The organism is Donghicola mangrovi (assembly GCF_013377535.1).
Lineage (GTDB): Bacteria > Pseudomonadota > Alphaproteobacteria > Rhodobacterales > Rhodobacteraceae > Donghicola > Donghicola mangrovi.
The window spans coordinates 239,837-265,748 of the sequence record NZ_JABCJE010000002.1 but is presented as its reverse complement, the minus strand read 5'-3'; the positions used below and the strand labels follow the sequence as shown (position 1 = coordinate 265,748).

20 protein-coding genes and 1 tRNA gene are annotated in these 25,912 nt (G+C 60.3%); 9 read left to right on the top strand and 12 right to left on the bottom strand.

From position 1 onward, the window contains the following. Positions 1-54 precede the first annotated feature (54 nt). Together ctrA and sciP are read right to left on the bottom strand one after the other, a co-directional pair. On the bottom strand, positions 55-774 hold the full coding sequence (ctrA, locus tag HJ536_RS05805; RefSeq protein ID WP_176854221.1) for a response regulator transcription factor CtrA: 720 nt from the start codon (positions 772-774) through the stop codon (positions 55-57). 70 nt (positions 775-844) lie between these two features. Continuing rightward, positions 845-1,147 (bottom strand): CtrA inhibitor SciP, encoded by a 303-nt coding sequence (gene sciP, locus HJ536_RS05800; protein WP_177157003.1) that lies wholly within the window; start codon positions 1,145-1,147, stop codon positions 845-847. 133 nt (positions 1,148-1,280) lie between these two features. On the opposite strand from sciP, the gene mnmA reads away from it, so the two are divergent. Continuing rightward, the gene (gene mnmA / locus HJ536_RS05795) at positions 1,281-2,426 is read left to right on the top strand and encodes a tRNA 2-thiouridine(34) synthase MnmA (protein WP_176854219.1); all 1,146 of its coding nucleotides are present in this window, start codon (positions 1,281-1,283) and stop codon (positions 2,424-2,426) included. Positions 2,427-2,463: 37 nt separating this feature from the next. After that, positions 2,464-3,087, top strand: coding sequence for a nucleotidyltransferase family protein (locus HJ536_RS05790; protein WP_177157002.1), 624 nt, complete (start codon positions 2,464-2,466; stop codon positions 3,085-3,087). On the opposite strand, the gene HJ536_RS05785 is transcribed toward HJ536_RS05790, so the two are convergent. The 3 genes from HJ536_RS05785 to HJ536_RS05775 all read right to left on the bottom strand — a co-directional run bounded on the left by HJ536_RS05785 (position 3,042) and on the right by HJ536_RS05775 (position 8,373). Next, positions 3,042-3,683: a Hint domain-containing protein gene (locus HJ536_RS05785; RefSeq protein ID WP_177157001.1), complete on the bottom strand. Its 642-nt coding sequence runs from the start codon at positions 3,681-3,683 to the stop codon at positions 3,042-3,044. The two genes, HJ536_RS05790 and HJ536_RS05785, sit on opposite strands and share 46 nt — an antisense overlap. Positions 3,684-3,935: 252 nt before the next feature. Continuing rightward, positions 3,936-7,493, bottom strand: coding sequence for a Hint domain-containing protein (locus HJ536_RS05780; protein ID WP_177157000.1), 3,558 nt, complete (start codon positions 7,491-7,493; stop codon positions 3,936-3,938). 794 nt (positions 7,494-8,287) lie between these two features. Next, positions 8,288-8,373 (bottom strand) — tRNA-Leu (locus HJ536_RS05775). A 148-nt stretch (positions 8,374-8,521) separates the two neighbouring features. On the opposite strand from HJ536_RS05775, the gene HJ536_RS05770 reads away from it, so the two are divergent. Together HJ536_RS05770 and HJ536_RS05765 are read left to right on the top strand one after the other, a co-directional pair. Next, on the top strand, positions 8,522-9,100 hold the full coding sequence (locus HJ536_RS05770; RefSeq protein ID WP_176854383.1) for a VTT domain-containing protein: 579 nt from the start codon (positions 8,522-8,524) through the stop codon (positions 9,098-9,100). Then, entirely contained in the window at positions 9,097-9,564 is a 468-nt protein-coding gene (locus HJ536_RS05765; protein ID WP_176854215.1) for a disulfide bond formation protein B, read from the top strand. Before HJ536_RS05770 ends, HJ536_RS05765 begins: the two co-directional genes overlap by 4 nt. A gap of 53 nt (positions 9,565-9,617) precedes the next feature. Here the strand turns inward: HJ536_RS05765 and HJ536_RS05760 are convergent, their stop codons facing one another. After that, on the bottom strand, positions 9,618-9,887 hold the full coding sequence (locus HJ536_RS05760) for an usg protein (protein WP_176854214.1): 270 nt from the start codon (positions 9,885-9,887) through the stop codon (positions 9,618-9,620). A gap of 195 nt (positions 9,888-10,082) precedes the next feature. Between HJ536_RS05760 and gyrA the strand changes: the two genes are divergently transcribed. From gyrA to HJ536_RS05745, 3 genes are all read left to right on the top strand, one after another. Then, positions 10,083-12,848 (top strand): DNA gyrase subunit A, encoded by a 2,766-nt coding sequence (gene gyrA, locus HJ536_RS05755; RefSeq protein ID WP_177156999.1) that lies wholly within the window; start codon positions 10,083-10,085, stop codon positions 12,846-12,848. 112 nt (positions 12,849-12,960) lie between these two features. Beyond that, the gene (locus tag HJ536_RS05750) at positions 12,961-13,821 is read left to right on the top strand and encodes a LysR family transcriptional regulator (protein ID WP_177156998.1); all 861 of its coding nucleotides are present in this window, start codon (positions 12,961-12,963) and stop codon (positions 13,819-13,821) included. 559 nt (positions 13,822-14,380) lie between these two features. After that, entirely contained in the window at positions 14,381-16,153 is a 1,773-nt protein-coding gene (locus HJ536_RS05745; protein ID WP_177156997.1) for a hypothetical protein, read from the top strand. A 281-nt stretch (positions 16,154-16,434) separates the two neighbouring features. Here HJ536_RS05745 and HJ536_RS05740 read toward each other — a convergent pair whose 3' ends face one another. The 6 genes from HJ536_RS05740 to HJ536_RS05715 form a co-directional block, all read right to left on the bottom strand. After that, complete coding sequence (locus HJ536_RS05740) at positions 16,435-17,889, bottom strand: carboxypeptidase M32 (protein WP_194245655.1); 1,455 nt, start codon at positions 17,887-17,889, stop codon at positions 16,435-16,437. Further along, entirely contained in the window at positions 17,889-19,037 is a 1,149-nt protein-coding gene (gene ctaA, locus HJ536_RS05735) for a heme A synthase (protein WP_177156995.1), read from the bottom strand. The genes HJ536_RS05740 and ctaA overlap by 1 nt, the downstream gene beginning before the upstream one ends. A gap of 216 nt (positions 19,038-19,253) precedes the next feature. Then, positions 19,254-20,351 (bottom strand): ABC transporter ATP-binding protein, encoded by a 1,098-nt coding sequence (locus tag HJ536_RS05730; protein ID WP_177156994.1) that lies wholly within the window; start codon positions 20,349-20,351, stop codon positions 19,254-19,256. Between the two features lie 4 nt (positions 20,352-20,355). Then, positions 20,356-21,246: a carbohydrate ABC transporter permease gene (locus tag HJ536_RS05725; protein ID WP_176854207.1), complete on the bottom strand. Its 891-nt coding sequence runs from the start codon at positions 21,244-21,246 to the stop codon at positions 20,356-20,358. Next, the gene (locus HJ536_RS05720) at positions 21,239-22,111 is read right to left on the bottom strand and encodes a carbohydrate ABC transporter permease (protein WP_176854206.1); all 873 of its coding nucleotides are present in this window, start codon (positions 22,109-22,111) and stop codon (positions 21,239-21,241) included. The genes HJ536_RS05725 and HJ536_RS05720 overlap by 8 nt, the downstream gene beginning before the upstream one ends. 66 nt (positions 22,112-22,177) lie before the next feature. Further along, the gene (locus HJ536_RS05715; RefSeq protein WP_177156993.1) at positions 22,178-23,422 is read right to left on the bottom strand and encodes an ABC transporter substrate-binding protein; all 1,245 of its coding nucleotides are present in this window, start codon (positions 23,420-23,422) and stop codon (positions 22,178-22,180) included. Between the two features lie 241 nt (positions 23,423-23,663). Here HJ536_RS05715 and HJ536_RS05710 point away from each other — a divergent pair, with 241 nt between their 5' ends. Beyond that, positions 23,664-24,398, top strand: coding sequence for a response regulator transcription factor (locus HJ536_RS05710; protein WP_177156992.1), 735 nt, complete (start codon positions 23,664-23,666; stop codon positions 24,396-24,398). Next, positions 24,395-25,813, top strand: a complete 1,419-nt coding sequence (locus tag HJ536_RS05705) for a sensor histidine kinase (RefSeq protein ID WP_177156991.1) — start codon at positions 24,395-24,397, stop codon at positions 25,811-25,813. Before HJ536_RS05710 ends, HJ536_RS05705 begins: the two co-directional genes overlap by 4 nt. Positions 25,814-25,912: the final 99 nt, after the last annotated feature.

The window sequence follows — 25,912 nt, the reverse complement described above, 5'->3', positions numbered from 1 at the left end:
ACGCTAATCTGTTTGCCCTTGGTTTAGGGCGCAGCGCCCCCGCCGTCCAGATGCTCAGGCGCTAAGGGCCGACGATCCGCGCGAAGTTCCCGCCATATCCGAAGGGTCGCGCATCACATAGCCACGGCCCCAGACCGTTTCGATATGGGTTTCGCCGCCCGTCGCTTTTGCCAGTTTTTTCCGGAGCTTGCAGATGAAAACGTCGATGATCTTCAATTCGGGCTCGTCCATGCCGCCGTAAAGATGGTTCAGGAACATCTCTTTGGTCAACGTGGTCCCTTTGCGCAGGCTCAGCAACTCCAGCATCTGGTATTCCTTGCCGGTCAAGTGCACGGGCTCGCCCTCAACGTCCACGGTTTTCGCATCTAGGTTCACGTTGATCCGGCCAGTGCGGATGACCGACTGGGAATGGCCCTTGGAGCGGCGGATGATCGCATGGATACGGGCCACCAGTTCATCGCGGTGGAACGGCTTGGTCAGATAATCATCCGCACCAAACCCAAAGCCCTTCAGCTTGCTTTCCGTATCATCGGACCCCGAAAGGATCAGCGCGGGCGTTTCAACCCGCGCCAGACGGATCTGACGCAGCACTTCGTGACCGCTCATGTCAGGCAGCGACAAATCCAGAAGGATCAAATCGTAATCGTACAGCTTGGCCAGCTCCACGCCTTCTTCACCGAAAGAGGTCGCGTAAACATTCAGGTTGGCATGACCCAGCATCAGCTCGATGCTTTTCGTCGTCGCCGGATCGTCCTCAATAAGCAAAATACGCATTTTAAGATTCCCAAACTCTTGAACCGATTGCGTACAGACTGCCGACCTTTGGTTAACTGCACGTTACTAATTAAGCATTTCTTTCACTATCTCCCCTAGGTTGTCTATAATTTTGTATCAACGTGACCTTCAAACCCTTTGATCCGTGGTCATTTAATGCATTTTCCCAGCACGCGAACTCTTCGTCGGACAAATCATACTTCTCTAACGCAGATTTACGACTCAGCAGCCCGTGGCGCACGGCCAGCACCACAACTTCCTTGCGCGAGGCGACCCAGCGCCTGATATTTTCGGGCGGCAGGTCCGAATGCGACAAAACCCGGCCATCGGGCAGCGCGATGGTGCGCACGCCCTCTACTTTCTTGAGAAACATCGTTTAAGTCCCCTTTCTCTGGTTCCCACACAGGGAAAATCGGGCATGGGACTTAACAGGTTCTGAAACCGGCTCTTGAGAGTACCGAGGATTTTCATATATTCCGCAGGTTCCAACCCGCAGGAGAAAGCCCATGGCGCTGGACAACGGCACCCCGCTCAATTCCCTTGGTTTCCCCAAGCCCCCGTCCGAGACCCGCGTGGTCGTGGCGATGTCGGGCGGCGTGGACAGCTCGGTCGTGGCCGCACAGCTTGCTGAAGAAGGCTATGACGTCGTTGGCGTGACCTTGCAGCTCTATGACCACGGCGCGGCGCTGGCCAAAAAAGGCGCGTGCTGCGCAGGCATCGACATCCACGATGCGCGCCGCGTGGCCGAGCAGATGGGCTTCCCCCACTATGTTCTGGATTATGAGAACATTTTTAAGGATGCGGTGATTGACGAGTTCGCGGACAGCTATCTGGCCGGCGCGACCCCCGTGCCCTGCATCCGCTGCAACGAGCGTGTGAAATTCAAAGACCTGCTGCAAACCGCGCGGGATCTGGACGCTGACTGCATGGCGACCGGCCATTATATCCAGCGCAAGATGGGCGATCACGGGCCAGAGCTGCACTGCGCCGCCGATGCGAACCGTGACCAGAGCTACTTCTTGTTCTCGACCACGCCCGAGCAGCTGTCCTATCTGCGCTTCCCCCTGGGGCATCTGCCCTCCAAGGCAGCAACGCGCGAGTTGGCCGCGAAATACGGCCTGAGCGTGGCGGACAAGCCCGACAGTCAGGACATTTGTTTCGTTCCGAACGGCAACTACGCCAGCGTCATCGAAAAGCTGCGCCCCGGTGCGGCAGAGCCCGGCCAGATCGTTCATGCGGATGGCCGCGTCTTGGGCGAGCATAACGGCGTAATCCACTACACCATCGGCCAGCGCCGTGGTCTGGGGATCGGCGGCCTGTCCGAGCCGCTCTATGTGGTCAAGCTGGACGTGGACAACAAGCAGGTGATCGTCGGCCCAAAGGAACTTCTGGCCACCCGCACCGTTCCCGTGCGCGAAATCAACTGGTTGGGGGATGGCCCCTTTACCGACATGGCCGAGCGCGAGATCGCCGTCAAAGTCCGCAGCACCCGCCCGCCGCGCCCCGCGATCCTGCGCCCGATCTCCGAGACCGAGGCAGAGGTCGAACTCCTGACCGCAGAAGAGGGTGTGAGCCCCGGTCAGGCCTGTGTGTTCTACGACCCGACCAGCACCCGCATCCTGGGTGGCGGCTGGATTTGGCGCGGGTACTGACCGCTTGCTCGGGGCGCATGGCGCGGTACAGTCAGGCATGACACCCGCGCCCGCCATCCTGATCCTAGCTGCCGGAGCGTCCTCGCGTATGCGCGGGGGCGACAAGCTGTTGATGCCTGTGGGCGGGGTGCCTTGCCTGCGGGTAATCGCAGAGCGGGCGTTGACATGTGGTTTGCCGGTGGCGGTGGCGCTGCCCCCAGATCGGCCCGCCCGCGCGCAGGCATTGCAGGGGTTGGACCTGTCCCTGATCACTGTTCATGACGCCGCCTTGGGGATGGGGCATTCCATCGCCGCCGGTATCCGCGCCCTGCCCGACCGTGTGACCGGCGCGATCGTTTTGCCGTCAGACATGCCGGACCTGACCGCCGATCATTTGGCGCAGTTCGTGGCGCTGCACCGCGCTGATCCCAAGGCAATCTGGCGCGCGCGCGATGCCAGCGGCACTTGGGGGCATCCGGTGATTTTCCCACAGGACCTGTTCCCTGCGCTAACCGCACTGACCGGAGACGATGGCGCCAGATCGGTTATCAAGGCGAACGCATCACGACTGAAACCCCACGACCTGACCGGCCACGGGGCGACGCTGGATTTGGATACGCCAGAGGATTGGGCGGCTTATCTGTCCGCTTCGGGGGACAAAGCCTCGGGGCCAGCGGACTGACGAGCAGCCTCGAACACGGGGCCGCGCATCGGGTCACGGCCGCCTAGGCTGGCCAGCAGATCTACACGCACATCATTGGGCAGCGACCGGACCACAGAGGAATCCGGTCGGTAGCTTTCGGTCCATGCGCCATCGGCCAGCAGGATTTCGTGACGCTCCATCAGAACGTGCACAAACTCGACCTCGCGCTGAGGGGCAACGACCACACCCGCTTGGGACAGCAGGTGGCGCGCAGGCACCAGCAGCTCGTTGCAAGGCAGCGCGCGGGGCATCAGGCGGCGGGTCAGCAGCATCTGATGGTCGGGCGAAATCAGCAGATCGGACTGGGGAACCCCCTCACCAAAGGCACCGGCCTTGATCATCACGGGCTGAAGGCGCGCACCGCCCATAGACTGCGCCAGACGGTAATGGCTGCGCCCGACCCAGAGCACCGGACAGAAGCCGTTGTCCCGGGTCAGAAGCAGATCCCCTGTACGCAGGTCTTCGACCGCGATAGGGCCCTGACGGGTGGCGATACGGGTACCGGGGGTAAAGCAAGGCACACTGAACGGCGAAGCAAAGGACGGTTCGTCCCCGTATACCGGAAGCTCCGGCAACGGCCCGCCTGCACCAAACCTGCGTTTGGTTGCGCCGACGTGAACCACGTTTGTTTCCCTGCTCTCCATAAGCCTCACACACTGCCATGAACGCCGGGGCACCTGCCCCACATATTCAAAAGTTGTCACCCTAAATTAGGGCACAAATTGGGTTTGTTGCAGGCGGTTATGTGAGTATTTCTTACTAATAAAGTTAACGGACGGCATCCCTAGGATACCGCCCGCTGTCTTAAGTCTATTCTCAACTTGGCTTTAGTGGACCAAAAGCTTGGCTTCGTGCTTCTTGAGCGAGCGACGCGCTGCTTCAAAGCTCTCCAGACCCTTCTGGTTCTTCAGTTCGGGGAACAGTTCGAAGATCTCGTTACGCTGTTCTGCACCGATTCCTTTCAGCGAGTAATCGCCGGGCTGGAAGCTTTCCGACCAGCAACCATTCGACAGAACGACCTCGTGGCGGTCGAACATGAAGTGGATGTAGGTGGTCGAGGGCACGTTCACTTCGTAGATGCCGGGGGTGCCGATCAGGTGCTTTGCAGCGGCCAGCACTTCGGGCTCTTCGAAGTAGAGCGAGGTCTTCTCGTTCGCGATCAGCATCCGGTGGTTCGGGCTCACCATGATGTCGGTTTCCGGCAGACCGTTACCCAGAGCACCCGCCTTGATCATGATCGGACGCAGGTGGGGTGCGCGCTGCAGATCCAGCGAGGTCACGTTCTTGGTGCCGACCCAGCGGATGCGCTGGATGCCGTTGTCACGGGTGATGATCCGGTCACCAGCCTGCAGTTCCTCGACCAGACGCTCGCCCATGGGGGTCGCGATCACGGTACCGGGGGTGAAGCAGGGGATGATCTTCTCGATCTCGTTGAACTTCAGAGTGCCGGTGACGTTGCCAAGGCTGTCGAGGAAGTTGATCGAACCGCTGCTCGAGTCGCCATCCGCGTCGGTGGTAACGTTGCTGTACTGCCACTTACCCAGACCGGTCAGGTCCAGAGTATCGTAGTCGTTGCCGCCGGTGCCACCGTCTACGGTGTCGCCTGCGCCGACGCCTGTGAAGTAATCACGGTCATCGCCGCCCGAAGCGTAGTCAGCATGCGCGTCGTTCTTCAGACCCAGAGTGATGACGTCGTCGCCCGAGCCACCCAGGATCGAGTCGGCGTCGATGCCACCGTCGATGGTGTCGTTGCCCGAACCACCCAGAATGGTGTCCGCGTCATCCGAACCATAGACAAGGTCGTCACCTGCGCCCGCATCCACGTAATCGCGGCCGTTGTTTTCAACCAGATCCTGACCATCGGGAACGTTCAGCGCGTCATCGGTGCCGGGGCCAAAGCCAGCGTAAACGGTGTCGTTGCCGTCGCCCGCCAGAATGGTGTCCGAGCCTTCGCCGCCGACGATGAAGTCATTGCCTGCACCCGAGGAGATCGAGTCGTTGTCGATGCCGCCATCGATGGTGTCGTTGCCCGAACCAGAGATGATGGTGTCGCGGTCGTCGCCAGTCGAAACCCAGTTGTTGCCTTCGCCGGCATCAACGTAGTCGCGGTCGTTCTCGGTGTCGCTGTCCGCGGGGAACAGGCCGGGGTAGCCCAGATCGGGCAGAGCATTCGCGTCGCCCCACGAAGAGTCGATGCTGTCGTTGCCTGCGCCGCCATAGATGGTGTCTGCACCGTTGTAGCTGACGATGGTGTCGTGACCTTCGCCGCCGTCAACGCTGTCATCGCCCGAACCGGAGTCGATGTAGTCGTTGCCCTTGCCGCCCGACATCGAGTCATTGCCCGAACCGCCGCGCACCAGATCGTCGCCGTCGCCACCCAGAACGGTGTCGTCGCCAGCGCCGCCCGAAACGCTGTCGTTGCCAGCGCCGCCGTCAACGTAGTCGTTGCCTTCTTCGCCGCGCAGGGTGTCGTTGCCACCCTCACCCAGAATGGTGTCGTTGCCGGTGTCGCCAACCGCGCTGTCGTTGCCTTCGCCACCGTGGATGGTGTCGTTGTCTGCGCCGCCTTTGATGCTGTCATCACCGTCGTCGCCGAAGATCAGGTCTGCGCCCGCGCCACCGTCGATGGTGTCGTTGCCACCTTCGGCGTGCAGCTCGTCATTGCCCGCGTCACCGTAAACGGTGTCGTTCGAGTTGCCCGAGTAAACGGTGTCGTTGCCGTCGCCGCCGTGGATCAGGTTCGCGCCGTCTTTGATAACGCCGTAGCCGTCGTCGATGTAGTCGTTGCCTGCGCCACCGTCGATGGTGTCGTTGCCGCCGCCATAGATGATGGTGTCGTTACCGTCGCCACCCAGAACCGAGTCAGTGCCTTCGCCTGCATCGATGCTGTCGTCGCCGATACCGCCGTCGATGGTGTCGTTACCGCCTTCGCCGTAGATGGTGTCGTCACCCTCTTCGCCGTAAAGCAGGTCGTCGCCAGCGCCTTCGGTCACGATGGCCGAGCCAACCGAGGAAGACGTGGTGTAGTGTGCGTTGTCGAAGGTCGCGCCAGAGGTCCCCAGATCAATGGTCAGGGTGACGTCGTTGAAGTCCTTGTCACCGAGGCAAGCCCAGTCTTCGAAGCCGATCTTGACGGTGCTATCGTCAACCTGACCCAGACCTTTGGTGTGGACCAGACCGTCGCTGTTCAGGCCGACGTTGTCGCCGTAACCCGAGGACAGGAACTGGCCTTGATCGTTGACGATACCAACGCCAACCACACCGCCCTGAGCCACGTTGTATTCATAGGTTTTGCCAACGCCGTCACGGGCGTCGTCTTCCAGCAGCATCACGTTCGAGATTTTGCCGGTCTCGGGGTCGATGGTGTAGGCGTAGATCTTGCTGGCCATACCCGCCGACGCGCTGTCGATCGAGATGGTAACCGGCGAGGCTTCGCCCGCGCCCTGCTTGCTGTCGCCGTAGATGATGTCGTTGCCTTCGCCGGCCTTCACGGTGTCATTACCGGCGCCAGCCAGAACGATATCGTCGTTCAGGTCGCTGTTCGCGAGGATCGCGTCCTCGTTGTCGATCATGTCGCCTTCGGGGTCACCGATGTAGTCGGTGTCGATCAGGTCATTGCCCGACGACCCTTCGACATAGCCGTCGCCTGCGGGGTTCGCGTTGTTGAACACGGCCACATAGTCGATCGAACCCTGGAAGTACTGGTCATAGCAACCATCGGTGTCATCGACTTCGCGGGCACCAACGGTCCAGCTTTCGCCGTCGTTGTCGCCGATGTCCATGTCCAGACCGGTGATGTTGTGGCCCAGAGTGACTTCCGAGCACTGGGTCAGGTTCTGAACGGTGAAGGAGCCGCCGGTGTCCGCATCCCAGGAGTAGGACACGTTCAGGGTATCGCCTTCGTTGAAGAAGCATTTTTCAGTGGACAGGTAGGCGATTTTGCCGTCGTCCACGTGGTACATGTACACGCGGCCATCTTCGCTGACGCTAATCTCGAAGTAGCCCTCGGCATTGTAATCGTTGACTTCACCACGGCTGATCAGCGTGTCGTTGCCGGTCGCGCACTTCTGGGTGAACTGCATTTCGATCGTGCCCTGCTGCAGATCGAACGCGTTGTCATTGCCGCCAATGGTCATGTAGTCGCCGTTGCCATCAAGCAGCAGCTTGCCGTCCGACACACACGCATTGCCGAACTTGATGCCATCATTGGCAATCCCGTCGTCCAGCGCGGTGTCTTTGTATTCGGTCCCCTTGAGGAAGTCCCACAGACCGATCAGACCGGAGGTGTTGGTGTCGGCGTTGGCATAACCGGTATCGCACTCAGCGGTAGTGGTGCTGTGGCTTTTGAACCAGTCCATCCACGAACCGTAGCAATAATACGTCATCTCTCTTACTCCTGTCCGGCGCAGCGCACCGTAGCGTCAACAAGAGCCCACAGAGGTTCGACCGAACCACGATGATGCTTTCGACTTTCAGAAGGGTGAGAGAAACCGACCGCAGAAACCTGTTGGTTTGCGTTACCCGTACACGTTGGGCAGATGCCGAAATCTTTACGCCTTCCACATCCCGGGCTCCGCCAATTGTGGCGAAATCGCGATGCTACTCAGTCAAAAGCGCCATCCCCCCAGATGGGCACTCCCTTTGGATACATGCACCACATCCTTAAGACAAAGAGAAAATTCGAAATGGTTAGCGACCACACCCCTTTTTTCGGCCTTAAACCTGCCTTTTTTTCGCCTTAATTGGGAAATTGGCATGTCTTTGTTTCTCACTTTGATCCAATGATGCACGCGCAGAAACTGCAAAGAGAGGCTTTTACCCAATTTTTTAAGGATTTTTCCAAAGATCACTTGATATCATCAAAACGTGATCGTTTCTTGTTTCGGATGAATTTAGTTTTTTTGTGAAAATCTTAGGCACCTATCCTTTACCACACGAGCGGGCACATTCGTAAGTATGGAAGTGACCAGAATTTAGTGGAAGATTTTCCGCAATAACGGAGTTTCTTAACGCACCCTGCCCCGCCGAACTCCGAATCATGAACCGATTCAAGTGCATAACAATCTAAAGTATGGGGTATCCTTGCCGGGCTGCATTGCAGCATCGCAACGGCAGAAAAACACGCGCAAGCCCTGCGGGTGCAGTGCAATCAGCTGTATCACGATGTCAGGAAAATCAGTGGTGCCTAAGGAGGGACTCGAACCCTCACGATGTTACCATCGGCGGATTTTGAATCCGCTGCGTCTACCATTCCGCCACTCAGGCAAGTGTGAGCGATTGACTAGCCCAACCCGAGCGCGTGGTAAAGCCCCCACAAACACAACCGTGATGAAAAGAGTGCGCACGGACGTGTATATTGACCGCCGCCCCACAGCATGGTCTGTCTAGCGCGATTTCAGCAGGAGTAAGACCCATTTTACGTCGCCTTTATGATTGGACGATGAGCCTGTCGGAACATCCCCGCGCTTTGTGGGCGTTGGCCGTCGTGTCCTTTGTCGAGAGTTCCTTTTTCCCCATCCCGCCCGACGTCATCATGATCCCCCTGATCCTGGCCCGTCCGAACCGCGCGTGGCTGATTGCCGGTGTGGCGCTGCTCAGCTCGGTGATCGGTGGATTGTTCGGATATGCGATCGGGCATTTCGCCTTTGACCAGATCGGCCAACCCATCCTGACCGCCCTTGGCAAGGGCGACGCGATGGCCGAGTTCAACACCCGCTTCAACGACATGGGCTTCTGGGCCGTGCTGATCGCGGGGATGACGCCCTTCCCTTATAAGGTCATCACGATCATGTCCGGCTGGACCGGAATGCCGCTGGCCACCTTTATGGTCAGCTCGGTCGTGGCACGGGGCGTCCGGTTCTTCCTTGTTGCGGCGCTGCTCAAGAAATTCGGCGCACCGATCCGCGACTTCATCGAAAAGCGCCTGGGCATCGTGTTCGCGCTTTTCCTCGCCATCCTGATAGGTGGCTTCTACGTGGTAAAATACCTATGACTCAACGCACCCTGATCGGCCTCGCGGCCTTTGGTTCTCTGGCAATTCTACTGGGGGCCTTCGGGTTCCAGTATATCGGGGGCTATCCGCCGTGTGCCATGTGCCTGTGGCAGCGCTGGCCCCATGCGGCGGCCATCCTGCTGGGGGCGGTCGGGGTGATGTTCCCGTCGGCCATCATTGCATGGCTCGGGGCGCTGGCGGCGGCGGTCACCAGCGGCATCGGCGTCTATCACGCGGGCGTCGAGCAGAAATTGTGGCAAGGCCCCACCAGCTGCACCGGCTCTGCCGATGCGCTGTCGGGGATGAATGCGACCGACCTGCTCAGCCTTGACGGGCCGACCGGCGTGGTCATGTGCGACGCCATCGTGTGGGATCTGTTCGGCATCACCATGGCGGGCTACAACGCGATCTTCTCGGCGCTGTTCTGCCTGATCTGGATCGCGGCCGCCCGCGCCAAGCACTAAGCCATTATATATGGCACTACCGGCGGCCCCCAGAACGGGCCGCCTTTTTATGCCTAATGGATGCGGAATTCGCCCACGATCTGCTGCCAGTCTGTCGGGCTCAGCAGCTTGCGATGGGCAAAGCGCACCGTGTGCAGCTTGCCTTCGATCTCGCGCTCCCAGAACTCGATGAACTTGAACATTCGCGGGTAGTCGGGCGCCAGATCATAGTCCTGCCAGACAAAAGTGTTCAGCACCGATTTGTAATCGGGCATACGGTAAATCATCTCTGCTGTGGTCAGCCCGTAGCCCTTGAGAAGCAGTTCCGTTTCACTCTTTTCCATCTGCGGTTCTCCTGTTCTTCCTGCCCTGATTCAAATTACAGGCCAACCCGATTTTTCTGGCAAGAAAAACAGTGTGTTAGCAGCCACCCCTGAGCGGTGCCAACGCAAGGTGCCAGCGGCATTGCGCACCATATGCTGGCTCTGCTATAACCCCTTCAACAAAATATAGAAGCAACGGCTGGGACAGGCGACACAGTGACCGATACTCCGGAAACCCCTGAAAACGCAGAAGAAAATCCGAAGCCGCGCGCGATCCATCACGGACCCTCGGTTTCGATCGCCGACGAGATGAAGACATCCTATCTGGATTACGCGATGTCGGTGATCGTCAGCCGCGCAATTCCGGATCTTCGGGACGGCCTAAAACCTGTGCACCGCCGCATCCTTTATGCGATGCACGAGACCGGAAATACCCACGACAAGCCTTACCGGAAATCGGCGCGTCCCGTGGGCGACGTCATGGGTAAATACCACCCGCACGGCGACAGCGCGATTTACGATGCGCTGGTTCGTATGGCGCAGGATTTCTCGATGTCGCTGACGCTGCTGGATGGTCAGGGCAACTTTGGTTCGATGGACGGCGATAGTGCCGCGGCGATGCGTTACACCGAAGTACGCATGGACAAGCCCGCCGCCGCCCTGCTGGCCGACATCGACAAAGAAACCGTCGATTTCCAGGACAACTATGATGGCAAGGACCGTGAGCCCACCGTTCTGCCCGCACGCTTCCCGAACATGCTGGTCAATGGCGCGGGCGGTATTGCGGTCGGTATGGCCACGAACATCCCGCCCCATAACCTTGGCGAAGTGGTCGACGCCACGCTGGCCCTGATCGACACTCCGGACTTGAGCAGCGAAGACCTGATCCAGTACGTGCCCGGCCCCGACTTCCCGACGGGCGGCATTCTGCTGGGCCGTTCGGGCGCGCGCAAAGCGTACCTTGAGGGGCGCGGCAGCGTCATCATCCGCTCCAAGACCCACGTCGAAGAGTTGCGCAAAGACCGCTATGCCATCGTCGTGACCGAGATCCCCTATCAGGTGAACAAAGCCTCGATGATCGAAAAGATCGCCGAAGCCGCCCGTGACAAGCGGATCGAGGGCATCGCCCACGTTCAGGATGAATCGGACCGCAACGGCGTGCGCGTCGTCGTCGAGCTGAAGCGTGACGCCACCCCCGATGTGGTGCTGAACCAGCTGTTCCGCTTTACCCCGATGCAGACCTCGTTCGGCTGCAACATGCTGGCCCTGAACGGCGGCCGCCCCGAGCAGCTGACTCTGCGCCGCTTCCTGACCTGCTTTATCGACTTCCGAGAGGATGTCGTGATCCGCCGCACCGCGTATCTGCTGCGCAAGGCCCGTGATCGCGCCCATATCCTGTGCGGTCTGGCCGTGGCCGTCACCAACGTGGACGAAGTGGTTGCGACCATCCGTTCGTCCGCCGACGCCGCCGAAGCCCGCGAAAAGCTGATGACCCGCCGCTGGCCCGCGCAATCCATCGCGGAATACATCCGACTGGTGGACGATCCGACCCATACTATTAATGACGACGGCACCTATAACCTCTCCGAGGCCCAGGCCCGCGCCATTCTGGAACTGCGTCTGCAGCGCCTGACCCAACTGGGTGTTCAGGAAGTCACTGACGAGCTGCAAGAACTGGCCAAGGCGATCCGCGAATATCTGGAAATTCTGGGCTCGCGCGAGCGGATCATGGGCATCATCGCCGATGAACTGCGCGAAGTGCGTGACCAGTTCGCCGTTCCCCGCCGCACCGAGATCGTTGATTGGTCCGGCGACATGGAAGACGAAGACCTGATCGAACGCGAAGACATGGTCGTGACCGTGACCCAGTCCGGTTACATCAAGCGTACCGCGCTGGCCGACTTCCGCGCGCAAAAGCGTGGCGGCAAGGGTCTGTCGGGCATGGCGACCAAGGATGATGACGTTGTTACCACCCTCTTTGTGGCCAACACCCATACGCAGCTTCTGTTCTTCACCACCGATGGTATGGCCTACAAGCTGAAGTGCTGGCGCCTGCCCCTTGGTGGCCGGACCGCCAAAGGCAAAGCGATCGTCAACATTCTGCCGATCCCGGTCGGTGTCTCGATCGCAGCGATCATGCCGGTCGACCGCCCCGAGGATGAATGGGACGCACTGCAGATTGTGTTCGCGACCAGCGCCGGTGACGTGCGCCGGAACGCGCTGTCTGATTTCACCAACGTGAAGTCGAACGGCAAGATCGCGATGAAACTGCCCGAGGATGGCACCGTATCGCTGGTGGATGCGCGCATCGCCTCCGAAGATGACGACGTGCTGCTGGTGACCCGTTCGGGCCGCGCCATCCGCTTCCCCACCACCGAGGTCCGCGTGTTCAAAGGCCGCGACTCCACCGGTGTGCGCGGGATCCGTCTGGCCAATGACGATATCGTTGTGTCGATGGCGATCATCCATCACTTCGAAGCGTCGCCTGATGAACGTGCCGCCTATCTGAAAATGCGCCGCGCTGTGGCGGGCATCGTGGATGGCGACGCCGAGGCCTCGGATGACGAAAGCACCAACGAAAACGCCACCATCGATCAGACCCGTTACGCCGAAATGTCGGCTTGCGAGAACCTGATCCTGACCATCACCGAAGGCGGTGCGGGCAAGCTGTCGTCCAGCCACGACTACCCCGTGCGCGGCCGTGGCGGTCAGGGCGTTCAGGCCATCGACAAAGGCCTGCGGTCTGGCGGTGTGGTTTCGGCCTTCCCCGTGGAGCTGGACGACCAGATCATGCTGGCGACCTCCAAGGGGCAGTCGATCCGCGTTCCGATCGACGGCATCTCCTTCCGCTCGCGCAGTGCTGGCGGGGTGCGGGTCTTTAACACTTCTGGCGGAGAACAGGTGGTTTCGGTCGCCCGTATCGCCGATCAAAGCGACGAAGACGGCGAGATGATCGAAGGTTCGGACACCACCGAGAACTAAAATCCCGACCGCTCGGTAAAATCTTCAAATTTCTGTGTCAGGCGTGAACCTTTGTTTGCGCCTGAAACGTTTGGAAAATAGCGTAACTGTATATTTTCAAAGTTGAGGGTTCATGCCGAGCTTCAAGAACTGGGACGATCTAAGATATCTGATCGCTTTTTACCGTACCGGAAACATGGCGACTGCTGCGCAGCGTCTGGATTCCAACCCCGCAACTGTCTCTCGCCGGATGGCCCGCCTTGGTGAAGCGCTGGGCTACCCGCCCTTCGAAAAGCGCCCCGAAGGCTGGGTTCTGAACCCCCGCCTTGAATCCATCGTCGAACAAGCGCTGAAATTCGACGGCGCCCTGATTTCCGCGATCCGCAAGGAGAACGAGGAAACCTCGGGCAACCTGTCCGGCAATATCACCATCAGCGTCCCGATGGTCGTGGGGACATATATCCTGTACCCCCGCCTGTCAGAATTCATGACGGCCTATCCAGAGATCAACCTGTCGTTCATTCTGGACTCCTATCAGGAGAACCTGAACGACAACGACATCCTGATGACCCCGACACGGCCCGAACACGGGCGCCTGATCGCCTCGCAGACCGGTGTTCTGCGGTTCGGCCTTTACGCCCACAAGGAGGCCGGGTCGAAAACCGATTGGGCAGGTCTGCCCATCGCCGTGAACAAATACGCGCCCACCAGTGTGGCGACCGAATATTTCGGCTGCCCGCCGGTTGTGCGTCTTGACAGCTTCCAGTCGCTGCATCGCGTGGCGTCGGAAACGGGGCTGTCCGCGCCCTTGCCTGACTTTATCGGCGACAAAGATCCCTTGTTCGAACGCATCATCGATGCGCCCCCGCTCGAGGAATATCCGATGTACCTGTGCTACCACGAAACCCGCCGGTCCGATCCGGTGCTCAAGGCGGTGCGAGAGTGGATCCGCGACTGTATGACGGACCACCAAAAGACGCATTACGCTTCCTGATCTGACAGCCCCTAGACCCATCAGAAACCCGCCCCCTCCGGAGGCGGGTTTTTTGTTGCCCGAATGCCTTCGGGACCTGTCGTAAAATTCCCTAATCCTACGACCAAGGTCGGGGGTGGTTGGGCGCTAACAGTGCGAGCGGGCCCACCAATTGATTCGTCCCGGAACCCGCCAGCCCGCCTACTCCGTCGGGGTAGTTGCGCGGTATCCGCATCGGTCCCAGTGCCACTTCTTGGGGTCATATCACACACACCTACGGACATATCGCGACCCCATTTGGGTGTATTTTAGCACAACCATGCCGAGAACTACCCTTTAGGATTACCTACACCAAAGTATTTGTTTCACCCCCATGGGGTAGAAATACAGGTTCTCCAGCCCGTCTATACTATCAAGTTTTTAAAGGGTTTAACGGAGTCACTGCAAAGACCTGTTTGCGAACTTACCAGTAAGCCAGCCTCAACCTTTGCGTTACCGTGAATGCACCACAATAGATGTCGACCACAACCAAAGGGACAGTCTCACCCCAACCGGAACGAGGCACCCGCGGAGCAAACAGATGACGCTAGGTTTTATGACCGAAGGCAAAATCAGCACGGACGCGCTCTCGATTTCGAGTGATTCATTTGGTGCACGGTACGTAAGCTTCCGCAGCTTTGAGCAATTCGATAACGCATTCTCCCAAACCGACCTTGGCATGGTGATCTGGCCGGGCGGCACGATGGCCGAAAAGAACCCCGAGCGGTTCGGTTTTGAACATCACGGCCTCTACAATTCCGAAGGCACCAACGGCAAACCCGACCTCGAAGACATGATGCAATATTGTGTCGAGAAGAACCTGAGCCTGACCGTTGTTCTGCCCACCGCCCGCTACGCCGATGATCATGACCTGCTGCGCGAACACCTGAGCGGCTTTCTTGATGATCTGTACTCGGGCGAATATGGCGATCTGCCGAAATCGCTGACTTTCGAGGTTGGCAACGAATACTACGCCGTCATGGGTGGCAGCGACGAGATCGAAAGCTCGGCTACCTATGCCGGCATCGTTAACGTCTACAGCGATGTGGTTCTGGACAAAGAGGCCGAATATCCCGACGCCTCGACAAATGTAGAATGGCACGTCCAGCTGGGCCGCTCGGTCGAAGCCACCGAGGAAATTCTGGACCACCTGAGCGAAGACTCGATCCTCATGACCGACGCCGTTGTGCATCACCGTTTTGCGGTGACCCTGCAGGCCTCGGACACCAGCATTGACGACGTGCACGCCAGCCTGGACGCCTGGGAAGAAGAGACCGAAGCCCTCGGCATCGATCGCCCCTCATTGTCGCTGTCGGCCTACAACACTGCCTCCCTGTCCCGCGTCGAGGCCGCTCAGAGCTTTCTCGCCACCGAGGAAGGCTCCAAGTACGACTTCGAGGATCTGGATCTGGACGGCCGCTCCAACGTCGAGTTCGAGCAGCACTACCAAGAGATGCTGGACTACCGCCCCTACGGCCTCGAGCAGGGCGAGCATATCCTCCAGATGTTCTCGGAATATCAGGCGCTGGGCACTTCGTCCTCGGGCGTTTACGGCTGGGATGTGACCCACGCCAGCCGCTCCAGCTATGAGGGCACCGACGGCCACACCTACCTGTTCACCCCCGGCTCGGTGCAGGACATGATGGCCGAGAGCCTCGACGGCACCAAGGTTCTGGACTGGTTCCAAGAGAACGAGCTGGACAACGATCAGGCCGTCACCACCTATGGCTTTGACAGCGAAGACAAGCTGGTGATGTTCGTGGTCGCGCCTTCGGACTTCCGCGGCGACGTGTTCAGCCTCGATGTTCCGCTGGAAAATCTGGGCGACATCACCGAAGTCTGGGGCGAAAGCCTGCGCAGCGAGACCCCCGACAACTGGAAAGACCTGTTCGGTGTGCCCGACCTGCCCGACGTGGACCAGACCCCCGAGGCCGAAACCTATGCTCTGGGCATCCGCGAGAGCTTCTCGCCCGAAGTGAAGAACGGCGTCATCCAGCTGGACTTCACCCAACCCAGCCAGATCATCCGCCTGACCTTTGCCCGCAACGACGACGCCGCGGACGAGATTGCCGATTGGCACGGCGGCGCAAGCACCGATCTGGAAGCGGGCGACAGCGATGGTTCATCCAGCGCGCTGGTCTTCCGTTCCGAAGAGGACGTGCTGCCCCTGATCGAGGTCGACGAAGACGAGCAGACCGATGATCAGAACGACTCGCATCACTCGGGTGATTCCGGTGGCAGCGATGATGGCGGCGCGGGCTTTGGCGGCCTGCTGGCGACAGTTCTGCTTGGCCTAATGGGTATCGGAATCTGACAGATTTGTAGGTATCAGGGCGATATTTCTTAGGTAAACCCGTTACCTTGTTAAACAAATTCACGCGTTTATCGCAAAATTATGCAAAACACGCATAGCGAGAAAACCGTTGCGAAGATGCTTAATATTGGAGTATTCTGAAACAGTCGCGCAAATCTGCAAAGAATGTAGAAGTTGCCACCGTAATACATCTTAACAAACAAATATGTTTGTGCTTTACTCTACGTAACATTAAGCCGCTCACGCTTACTGGAGGGGACCTTCGGGTCCCCTCGCCCTTTTCAGAGGGATGTAAACTTAGCTTCCAGATATGACAGCAAAGGTTCCGGCGAAACGGTCCCACCGATGGCGCGCTCGATGACCTCGCGCGGGGCATAAAGAGCGCCGTGCTGCTGCACTTTGTCCCTTAGCCAGTTGGTCGCGGGCGTGGTGTCACCCTGCCCCAAAGCCGCATCCAGATCGGGCAGATCACGGCGCATCGCGGCGTTCAGACAGCCCGCATAGACGTTACCCAAGCTGTAAGTCGGGAAGTAGCCAAACAGCCCAACAGACCAGTGCACATCCTGCAGCACCCCGTTAGAGGGCTTGTCCACCGCATAGCCAAAGTCGGCCTTGAACCGGTCGTTCCACGCGGCTTCCAGATCGTTGACCTGAAGATCACCGCTGAACAGCGCCCGCTCCAGATCGAAGCGCAGCATGACGTGCAGGTTATACTGCACCTCGTCCGATTCCGTGCGGATATAGCCGTTATGCACGCGGTTCACCGCGCGATAGAAGGACTGCGCGTCGCTGACCCCGATATCGCCAAAGCGGTCCACCATCCGGCCATAGAGCCAGCCGGTAAAGGCCTGCCCCCGCCCGATCTGGTTCTCGTAAATCCGGCTCTGGCTTTCATGGACGCCCATGGACACGCCATGACCAAGCGGGCTCAGCAGATAGGCGCGGTCGATGTTCTGCTCATAGCAGGCGTGCCCAACCTCGTGGATCGTCGAGTAGAGGCAGTTGAACGGATCATCTGCAGCCGTCCGCGTTGTGATCCGCACATCCAGACCACTGCCAGAGCTGAACGGATGCACCGCCTTGTCGATGCGCCCGTGGTTCAGGTCATACCCAAAGGCGACGGCAACTTCCTCGGCCAGCGCCATCTGGATCGCGGGGTCAAACGACCCGCTCAGACGCTCACCATGGGGGTTCGCCAGCACCTGATCGCGCAACGCCACCAGACGGGGGCGCATGGCATCGAACAGCTCGGCAATCTCGGCGCCAGTAATACCGGGTTCATAGTCATCCAGCAGCGCATCATAGGCGATCTCGCCACCCAAGGCCGCAGCCTCTTGGCGGCGCAGGTCGACCACCTCGGACAGGATCGGAAGGAAGGCCGCCACATCCTCGGACGCGCGGGCCTTGGCCCAGATTCCCTGGGCACGGCTGGTCACACGGGCCAGCGCCTCGGCCAGATCACCGGGGACTTTGGTGGCACGGTCATAGCCGCGCTTCACCTCGCGCAGCATGGCCGCTTGCACATCGTCCGCAGGCTCTGCCGCCGCCAGCCATTCTCCCACGCGGGGGTCACAGCGGCGGGCATGGAGCACCGCCTCCATCGCGGCCATTTCCTCGGCCCGCTGTTCGGCGGCACCTTCAGGCATCAGAACCTCTTGGTCCCAGCCGGTGCGGCCCGCCACCTGCGCCAAAGCCTCGGTCTGGCGCTGGAACGCCATCAACGCATCATAGGACATCACAGACCCTCACGGACACTGGTGGCCACAGGATAGCGGGTCATGAAACGCGCGCGCAGGATCAGCACCCACAGGCACACCGCGCCCACCTGATGCAGGATCGCCAGATACCACGGCGAGCTGTGCATCACCGTCACGATCCCCAGCAGCATCTGGAGCACCAGCATGGACATCACCACGGTAAAGGCGCCACGGGTCTTGGGGTACACGCTCTTGCGGCCCTTCAGGAACACCACGATGCCAAAGATGAACAGCAGATAGCCCGACATCCGGTGCACAAACTGCACGGTGCCGTCATTCTCGAAGAAGTTCCGCCACACAGGCTCCAGCGACAGCATATCCGGAGGCGTGAACGATCCGGCCATCAGCGGCCAGTCGGGATAGTTCCGGCCCGCGTCGATACCCGCCACCAAAGCCCCCAGCAAAATCTGCAGGAATGCGAAATGCAGCAGACCGGTGGACAGGCCAAACAGCTTCTTCTCGCCGCCGCGGCGGGCTTGCAGCAGATCGCGCGGCTCGCGGCCCAGTTCGAACATGTACCACGCAATGAACCCAAGGATCACAAAGGCAATCCCCAGATGGGTCGCCAACCGGTAGCTCGCCACATCCAGCATCTCGCCCGACAGGCCACTGGACACCATCCACCAACCGATCGCGCCCTGAACGCCGCCCAACACCCCGACAAAGGCCAAGCGCCCCGCCCAACCCGGCGGAATGCTGCGGGTCACCGCAAAGCCCAGAAAGCCCAAGGCCCACACCAGACCAATGGTCCGACCCAGCTGACGATGACCCCATTCCCACCAGTAAATGGATTTGAACTCGGGCAAGGTCATCCCCTGGTTCTGCAGCTGGTATTCGGGGATCTGCTGGTACTTCTCGAACTCTGCCATCCAAGAGGCCTCGTCCATGGGCGGCAGCGCCCCGGTCACGGGCTTCCATTCGGTGATCGACAGACCGCTATCGGTCAGGCGCGTCAGACCGCCCACGGCGATCATCGCCATCACCATTACAAACAGCAGCGCCAGCCATGCCCGCACAGCCCCCCGCGCCCCACGGCGCGTCCGGTCGATCGCCCCTACGGCACCTGCACTGGCCTGCACCGCTTCTTTGCTCTCGACCTCTTCGAAAATACTGCGTTTTCCGCTCATGGATCCACTTCTCCAGGTTTCGGGCGGACATTAGGGCCGAACCCCACCTTCTTCAAGCAAAGCGCCCCCCGCCTGCGACCAAGCGCCATAGAAAACCGCGTTCAAAACTCACATTTCCCGACAATGAACAAAGGGGGCACAAACGGCACCCCCTTCATCTTGGTCAAAATACCCACGGCACCACGCCAGCCCAAAGGCTCGCCGCCGCAGAATGGATCACACCAGACGCACACCGCTGTTGGGATCGAAATAGCTCGCGCGCGCCAGATCAAAGGCGAACTGGGCCCGCGCACCGGGGCGCACATCGGTTTCCGCCTGAAGACGCGCGGTCACCTCTTTGCCACCCAGACGCGACACCACATAGGTATCCGCACCGGCGGGCTCGACCACGTCCACATGCACGTCGGCCAGCTCCAGATAGTCGCCCTGACGGCTGCCCGGATCGGTGATGTCCTCGGGGCGCAGACCGATGATCACGTCCTTGGGCAGGCTCAGACCACGGCGATCGGTCAGGATCAGCGGGGCCTCGCCGGGACGGGCGATCTCGATGCGGGTGGCGTTGCCGTCCGCAGCCGCCTTGGCGGGGATCAGGTTCATCGCGGGGCTACCCATGAAGTCCGCCACGAACAGGTTCGCAGGCTGGCGGTAGATTTCCGCAGGGGTGCCGATCTGCTGGATGATACCGTCCTTCATGACCACGATCTTGGTCGCAAGGGTCATCGCCTCGATCTGGTCGTGGGTCACATAGACCATCGACGCATGAAGATCCTGATGCAGGCGCTTGATTTCAGTACGCATTTCCACGCGCAGCTTGGCATCAAGGTTCGACAGCGGTTCGTCGAACAGGAACAGAGCGGGGTCACGGACCAGCGCACGGCCCATCGCCACACGCTGACGCTGGCCACCCGAAAGCTGGCTGGGCTTGCGGTTCAGCAGCTTTTCAATCTGCAGCTGTTTCGCCACTTCGGCCAGCTTGCGCTCTTGGGTGGGCTTGTCGACGCCGCGCACCTGCATGCCAAAGGTAATGTTCTTGGCCACCGACATGGTCGGGTACAGAGCATAGCTCTGGAACACCATCGCGATGTTGCGGTCCTTGGGGCTGACGTTGGTCATGTCCTGACCGGCGATGCTCAGGGTGCCGCCAGTGATCGGTTCCAGACCGGCGATACAGTTCAGCAGCGTGGACTTGCCGCAGCCCGAGGGGCCGACCAGTACCAGAAAGTCGCCCTTTTCGATAGAGACGTTGATGTCCTTGAGGATCTCGGTCTGGGCATAGGATTTGTAGAGGTTTTTAATCTCGAGGATAGGAGCCATGGGATTATCCTTTCACCGAACCGGCGGTGAGACCGCGGATGAAGTATTTGCCGGCGACGACGTAAACAAGCAGCGTGGGAAGGGCAGCGATGATCGCGGCAGCCATGTCTACGTTGTATTCTTTCACACCGGTGGTGGAGTTGACGATGTTGTTCAGGGCCACGGTGACAGGCTGGGTGCCTGCCTGGCTGAACGACACACCGAACAGGAAGTCGTTCCAGATCTGGGTGAACTGCCAGATGACCGACACCACGATGATGGGCAGCGACAGGGGCAGGAAGATCGACCAGAAAATCCGGAAGAAGCCCGCGCCGTCGATCTTGGCCGCTTTGACCAGTTCCACCGGAATGGTGACATAGTAGTTGCGGAAGAACAGCGTGGTGAAGCCGATACCATAGATCACGTGGACCATGATCAGACCGGGGATCGTGCCCGCCATTCCCAGCACACCCAGCATTTTCGCCATGGGCAGCAGGACGACCTGAAACGGAATGAAGCATCCGAACAGCAAGAGCGAGAAGATGATGTTCGCACCGCGGAACTTCCACTGCGCCACAACATAACCGTTCATCGCACCGATCACGGTCGAGATCATCACCGCCGGAATGGCCATGGCGATCGAGTTGAAGAAGTACGGGCGCAGGCCTTCGCACTGGATGCCGGTGCAGGCACCGGACCACGCCTTGGCCCATGCATCGAAGGTCACGTCGCGCGGCAGGGCAATCAGGCTGCCCGAACGGATTTCATCCAGACTTTTCAGCGATGTGGTGACCATCACGAACAGCGGGACCAGATAGTACAGGGCGAACAGTCCCAGCAGGACATACAGGCCCCAGCGCAGGGCGATCTTGCCCCACGGGCGCGCCGCGCCTTGGGTTGCAGACAGATCAGTCATTGCGGGTTCTCAGTTCAGAATAGAGGTAGGGAACAACGATGGTGAACACCACGAGCATCATGATCATGGCAGAGCTTGCCGCCTGCCCCAGATCCCCGCGCGAGAACGCCATCGCGTACATGTAGGTCGCCGGAAGGTCGGTCGCATAACCGGGGCCGCCGTTGGTCATGGCGATCACAAGGTCAAAGCTCTTGATCGCGAGGTGCGACAGAACAATGAACGCGGACAGGAAGATGGGCGCCATCGAGGGGATGATGATCGCGGTATAGATGCGGGTGGTGGGGATACCGTCCACTTGGGCCGCTTTGATGATCTCGCTATCGACCGACCGCAGACCGGCCAGAAACAGCGCCATCACAAAGCCCGAAGACTGCCAGACCGCCGCAATCACGATGGTGTAAATCGCGTAATCGGGGTTCACGAGCCAGTCGAACTTGAAGTTTTCAAAGCCCCATCCCTGCACGACCTTTTCAAGGCCCAGACCGGGGTTCAAAATCCATTTCCACGCGGTGCCGGTCACGATCATCGACAGCGCCATGGGATAGAGATAAATGGTGCGCAGAACGCCTTCGGTGCGGATTTTCTGGTCCAAAAGGATCGCCAGAAGCAGTCCCAGCACCATCGCGATCACGATGAACAGCGCGCCGAAAATATAGAGGTTGTTCATTGCGACGTCCCAGCGGGGCGCGTCAAACAAACGGGTATACTGCTGAACGCCTTCGATATCGTACTTGGGCATCAAGCGGGATTTGGTCAGCGAGATCCATCCGGTCCAGGCGATAAAGCCGTATACGAACAACAAGATGGCAGCAAAAGACGGGGCCAGTACCAGCTTGGGTACATGGCGTTCAAGCCAGAGGGTCATGTGGAGTGCTCCTGACGGAAAAGCTCTCCGCGCTTTGGCACGCGCGGAGAGCCGCAGTTCAGGGGGTTACTGGACGGCCGCTACTGCGTCGACCAGCATCTTGACAGCGTCTTCCGACGACATGTCAGAGTTGAAGTGGGCGGTCACAACGTCGGTGATCGCACCCGATTGCGCGCCGCGCAGAGCCATGCCATGCGCGTAGCTGGGCAGCAGCGAGCCGTTTGCGCTCGACGATGCCATTTCTTCGGCCGAGGTGTGCGCGCACATGTCGAAGTCGTCCAGCGACACGTCGGTGCGAACAGGGATCGAGCCTTTGTTCAGGTTGAAGACTTTCTGGAACGACGGACCAACGATCAGTTTTGCCAGCAGTTTCTGGCCTTCGACCTTGTCGTCGCCTTCGACTTCGAACATCGCGAAGCTATCTACGTTGTAGAGGTAGCCGTCACCGGGGGTCGAGGCGCAGAGGAAGTCCTCGCCGGGGACTTTGCCCGCTGCCAGGAATTCGCCTTTGGCCCAGTCGCCCATGATCTGGAACGCGGCTTCACCGTTCATGACCATTGCGGTCGCAAGGTTCCAGTCACGGCCCGAGAAGTTCGCGTCAACGTCGCCGCGCAGCAGGCGCATCTGGTCGAACACGGCCTTCATGGTGTCCGAACCCAGTGCTTCGGGGTCCAGCTCGACCAGAGCCTTGTGGAAGAACTCGGGGCCACCCAGACCCAGAACAACGGTTTCGAAGACGGTCGCGTCCTGCCACGACTGGCCACCGTGGGCCAGCGGGGTGATGCCAGCGGCCTTCAGCTTTTCGGCTGCGGCGTTGAACTCGTCCCAGGTGGTGGGCATTGCGATGCCGTTATCCTCGAGGATTTTCTTGTTGGCCCAGATCCAGTCCACGCGGTGTACGTTGACGGGGGCCGCACACCAGTGGCCTTCGCACTTCATGTGCTCGGCGATGGCGGCGGGCAGAACGTCAGCCCAGCCGTTTTCCTCGGCGACCGAAGAGATGTCCGACAGAACGCCCTCTTCGTACCATTCCTGAATGGCGGGGCCTTTCAGCTGGACGGCTGCGGGAGCGTTGCCCGACAGGACGCGTGCACGCAGAGCGGTCATGGCCGCGTCGCCGCCGCCGCCCGCTACGGGCATATCGGTCCAGGTACCGCCAGCGTCCTTGAATTCCTGCTGCAGAACAGCAACCGACTTGGCTTCGCCGCCCGAGGTCCACCAGTGCAGAACTTCTGCCTGAGGCTCAGCGGTCGAGGTGGTTGCGAATGCGCAAAGAGCCGCGGTTGCGGCTGCAAAAACGGTGTACTTCATGGTTTCCTCCCTTGGCGCCCCTGATGGTTCGGGGCGTGAAGTGGGCAGATTGTTGCGCCGCCATGCATCCGGCGCAAGGCTGCCAGACGGTAGCCGCAGGACATTTCGGCAGGCTTTGTTACCGTTTGTTACCCAACACACAGCCTTTTTGTTACAATCTGTTACGCAGTACCCTCACGTACATATAGACAGATCGAAAATTGCCCGCCATTTTCGCCCTCCAACAGGGAGAGGCCCCAGAATGACAATACCCCGTCTGCTCGTTGTCGATGACGACACCGAACTACGAGAGATGTTGACCAAGTTCTTTCAGGGACAGGGCTTCGCCGTGTGCCCTGCCTCGACCGGTGCAGAAATCGCCGCCGCGATGGAGCGCTATCGCATCGACCTGATTTTGCTGGACGTGATGCTGGGGGACGAAAGCGGGCTGGACCTGTGTGCGCAGCTGCGCACCGAACAGGACGTGCCGATCATCATGGTCTCGGCGCTGTCCTCAGACAACCAGCGGATGCAGGGCTATGCGGCGGGGGCCGACGATTACGTGGCCAAACCGTTCAACCCCGATCTTCTGGCCGCACGGGTCAAGGCCGTGCTGCGGCGGGGGAATCGTGCAGCCTCGCTGACCTATCGCAAGTCCGCTGGCGTTTACCGGTTCGAGGGCTGGTCGCTGGACGCCCGCACCGGCGAGGTCCGCGCGCCGGGGGGCTATCTGGTGTCCCTGTCCCGCCGCGAAACGGCCCTGCTCAAGGCCCTGCTGGCCAACCCCATGATCCCCCTGAAGCGAGAGGAAATCGCCGAAGCTTTGGACCCCGACCGCGATCCCCAGCGCGTGATGGACGCCGCCGAAGGGCGCGCGATCGACGTGCTGGTGGGCCGTCTGCGCGGCAAGCTCGAGGCCAACCCCAAAGAGCCCCGCCTGATCCGCACCGAACGCGGCGTCGGCTATGTGTTGGCCTGCGAGGTCACGCAGGAATGAACGCGCTGCGTAGTCTGCAGGGGAAAACCGTTTCGTGGATCCTGTGGGGTACGTTGGCGGGCTTGGTCACCGGCGCTGTCTGGGCAAACACCCAGAACGCGTGGGAACGCCATCTGGACCGCGCCGATTACACCGGCCGCCAGATTTACGGGGCCTTGGTGAACGGCGCGCCCATGCCCTCCGATGTCACCGCCACCCAGATCGACGCGCCCCCTCAGGGCCGTGGCCGCGTGACCGAAGCCTCGATCCTGACCGGCGAGACCGAGGATTGGGGCGGCGCACGCCTGCTGGTGCAAGTCCACGACCCCCAACTGGCCTATACGCTGAACGACCTGCCCCCCAGTTCCACCCCGCCAGAGCGGCTTGGGGCGATGACGCGCAAGATGGCGCGGCTGTGCGGGAACCCTACCCTTTATGCCCGTCCCGACGGGCGCAGCTGGATCAAGGTGACGGCCCCCTCGGTCTGGTCCTGCGAATCCGCGCCCAATGATATGCGTCTGCCCTTGGGGCTGGCGTTCATTCTGGCGCTGGTCAGCCTGCTGACCCGCAGTTCCGAGGTCACAGGCCGTTTGGGCCGTCTGGCGCGTATCTTCTCTAGCTCCCAAGGGGGCGGCACGACCATGCTGCCGCTCGAGGGGCCATCAGAGTTAAACGAAATCGCCGATGCCCTGAACACCTCGATCACCCGCGAACGCGAGGCGCTGGAAAAGCGGGCCGAGGCCTTGTCCGCCATCAGCCACGATCTGGGCACCCCCGCCGCGCGTCTGAAACTGCGCACCGCGCTGATTGACGACCCCACCCTGCGCACCAAGATGGAGGGCGACATCGACCAGATGATCGCCATGGTCGAGGGGGTTCTGTCCTTTACCCGCACGGAACTGGACGCCGAGCCCGCACAGCAGATTTCCCTGACCGCGCTGGTGGAAACCATCGTCGATGATTACGAGGATCTGGGCCGCCGCGTGTCCCTTGGCGGTGTGGTGACCGGCCAGACCGAGACCCAGCATTCCCTGTTCGGCGTCACCCCCGGAGTGGGCGTTCTGAACGAACACCCCATTGTATTGCGAGAAGCCCAGCGCGTGCTGGTCATGGCCCGCCCCTTGGCCCTGCAACGGGCGATCACCAATCTGGTCGAGAACGCCCTGAACTATGGCCGCCGCGCCACCCTGCGGATCGAGAGCCACGCCGCCGAGGTGTCGGTTCTGGTCGAGGATGCGGGCGGCGGCGCGGTGTCGGCGGCGGAAATGGCGGACCTGATCGCGCCCTTCCGGCGGGGGGCCAATGCGGGCCGCGCGGCGGGCAACGGTCTGGGCCTGAGCATCGTGCAGACCGTCGCGCGCCAGCACAACGGATCGCTGAGTTTCGAGGAAGGCCCCGAAGGCTTGGTCGCCCGACTGACGCTGCGCCGGGAATGACCCGACCGACAGGGGTATTTTTTCCAAGAAAGAGAGGCCTTTGCCGCGCGAAATTTAACGGCGGGGCTTGCATGGTTGCGGTTGGCCTGCCACTGAATT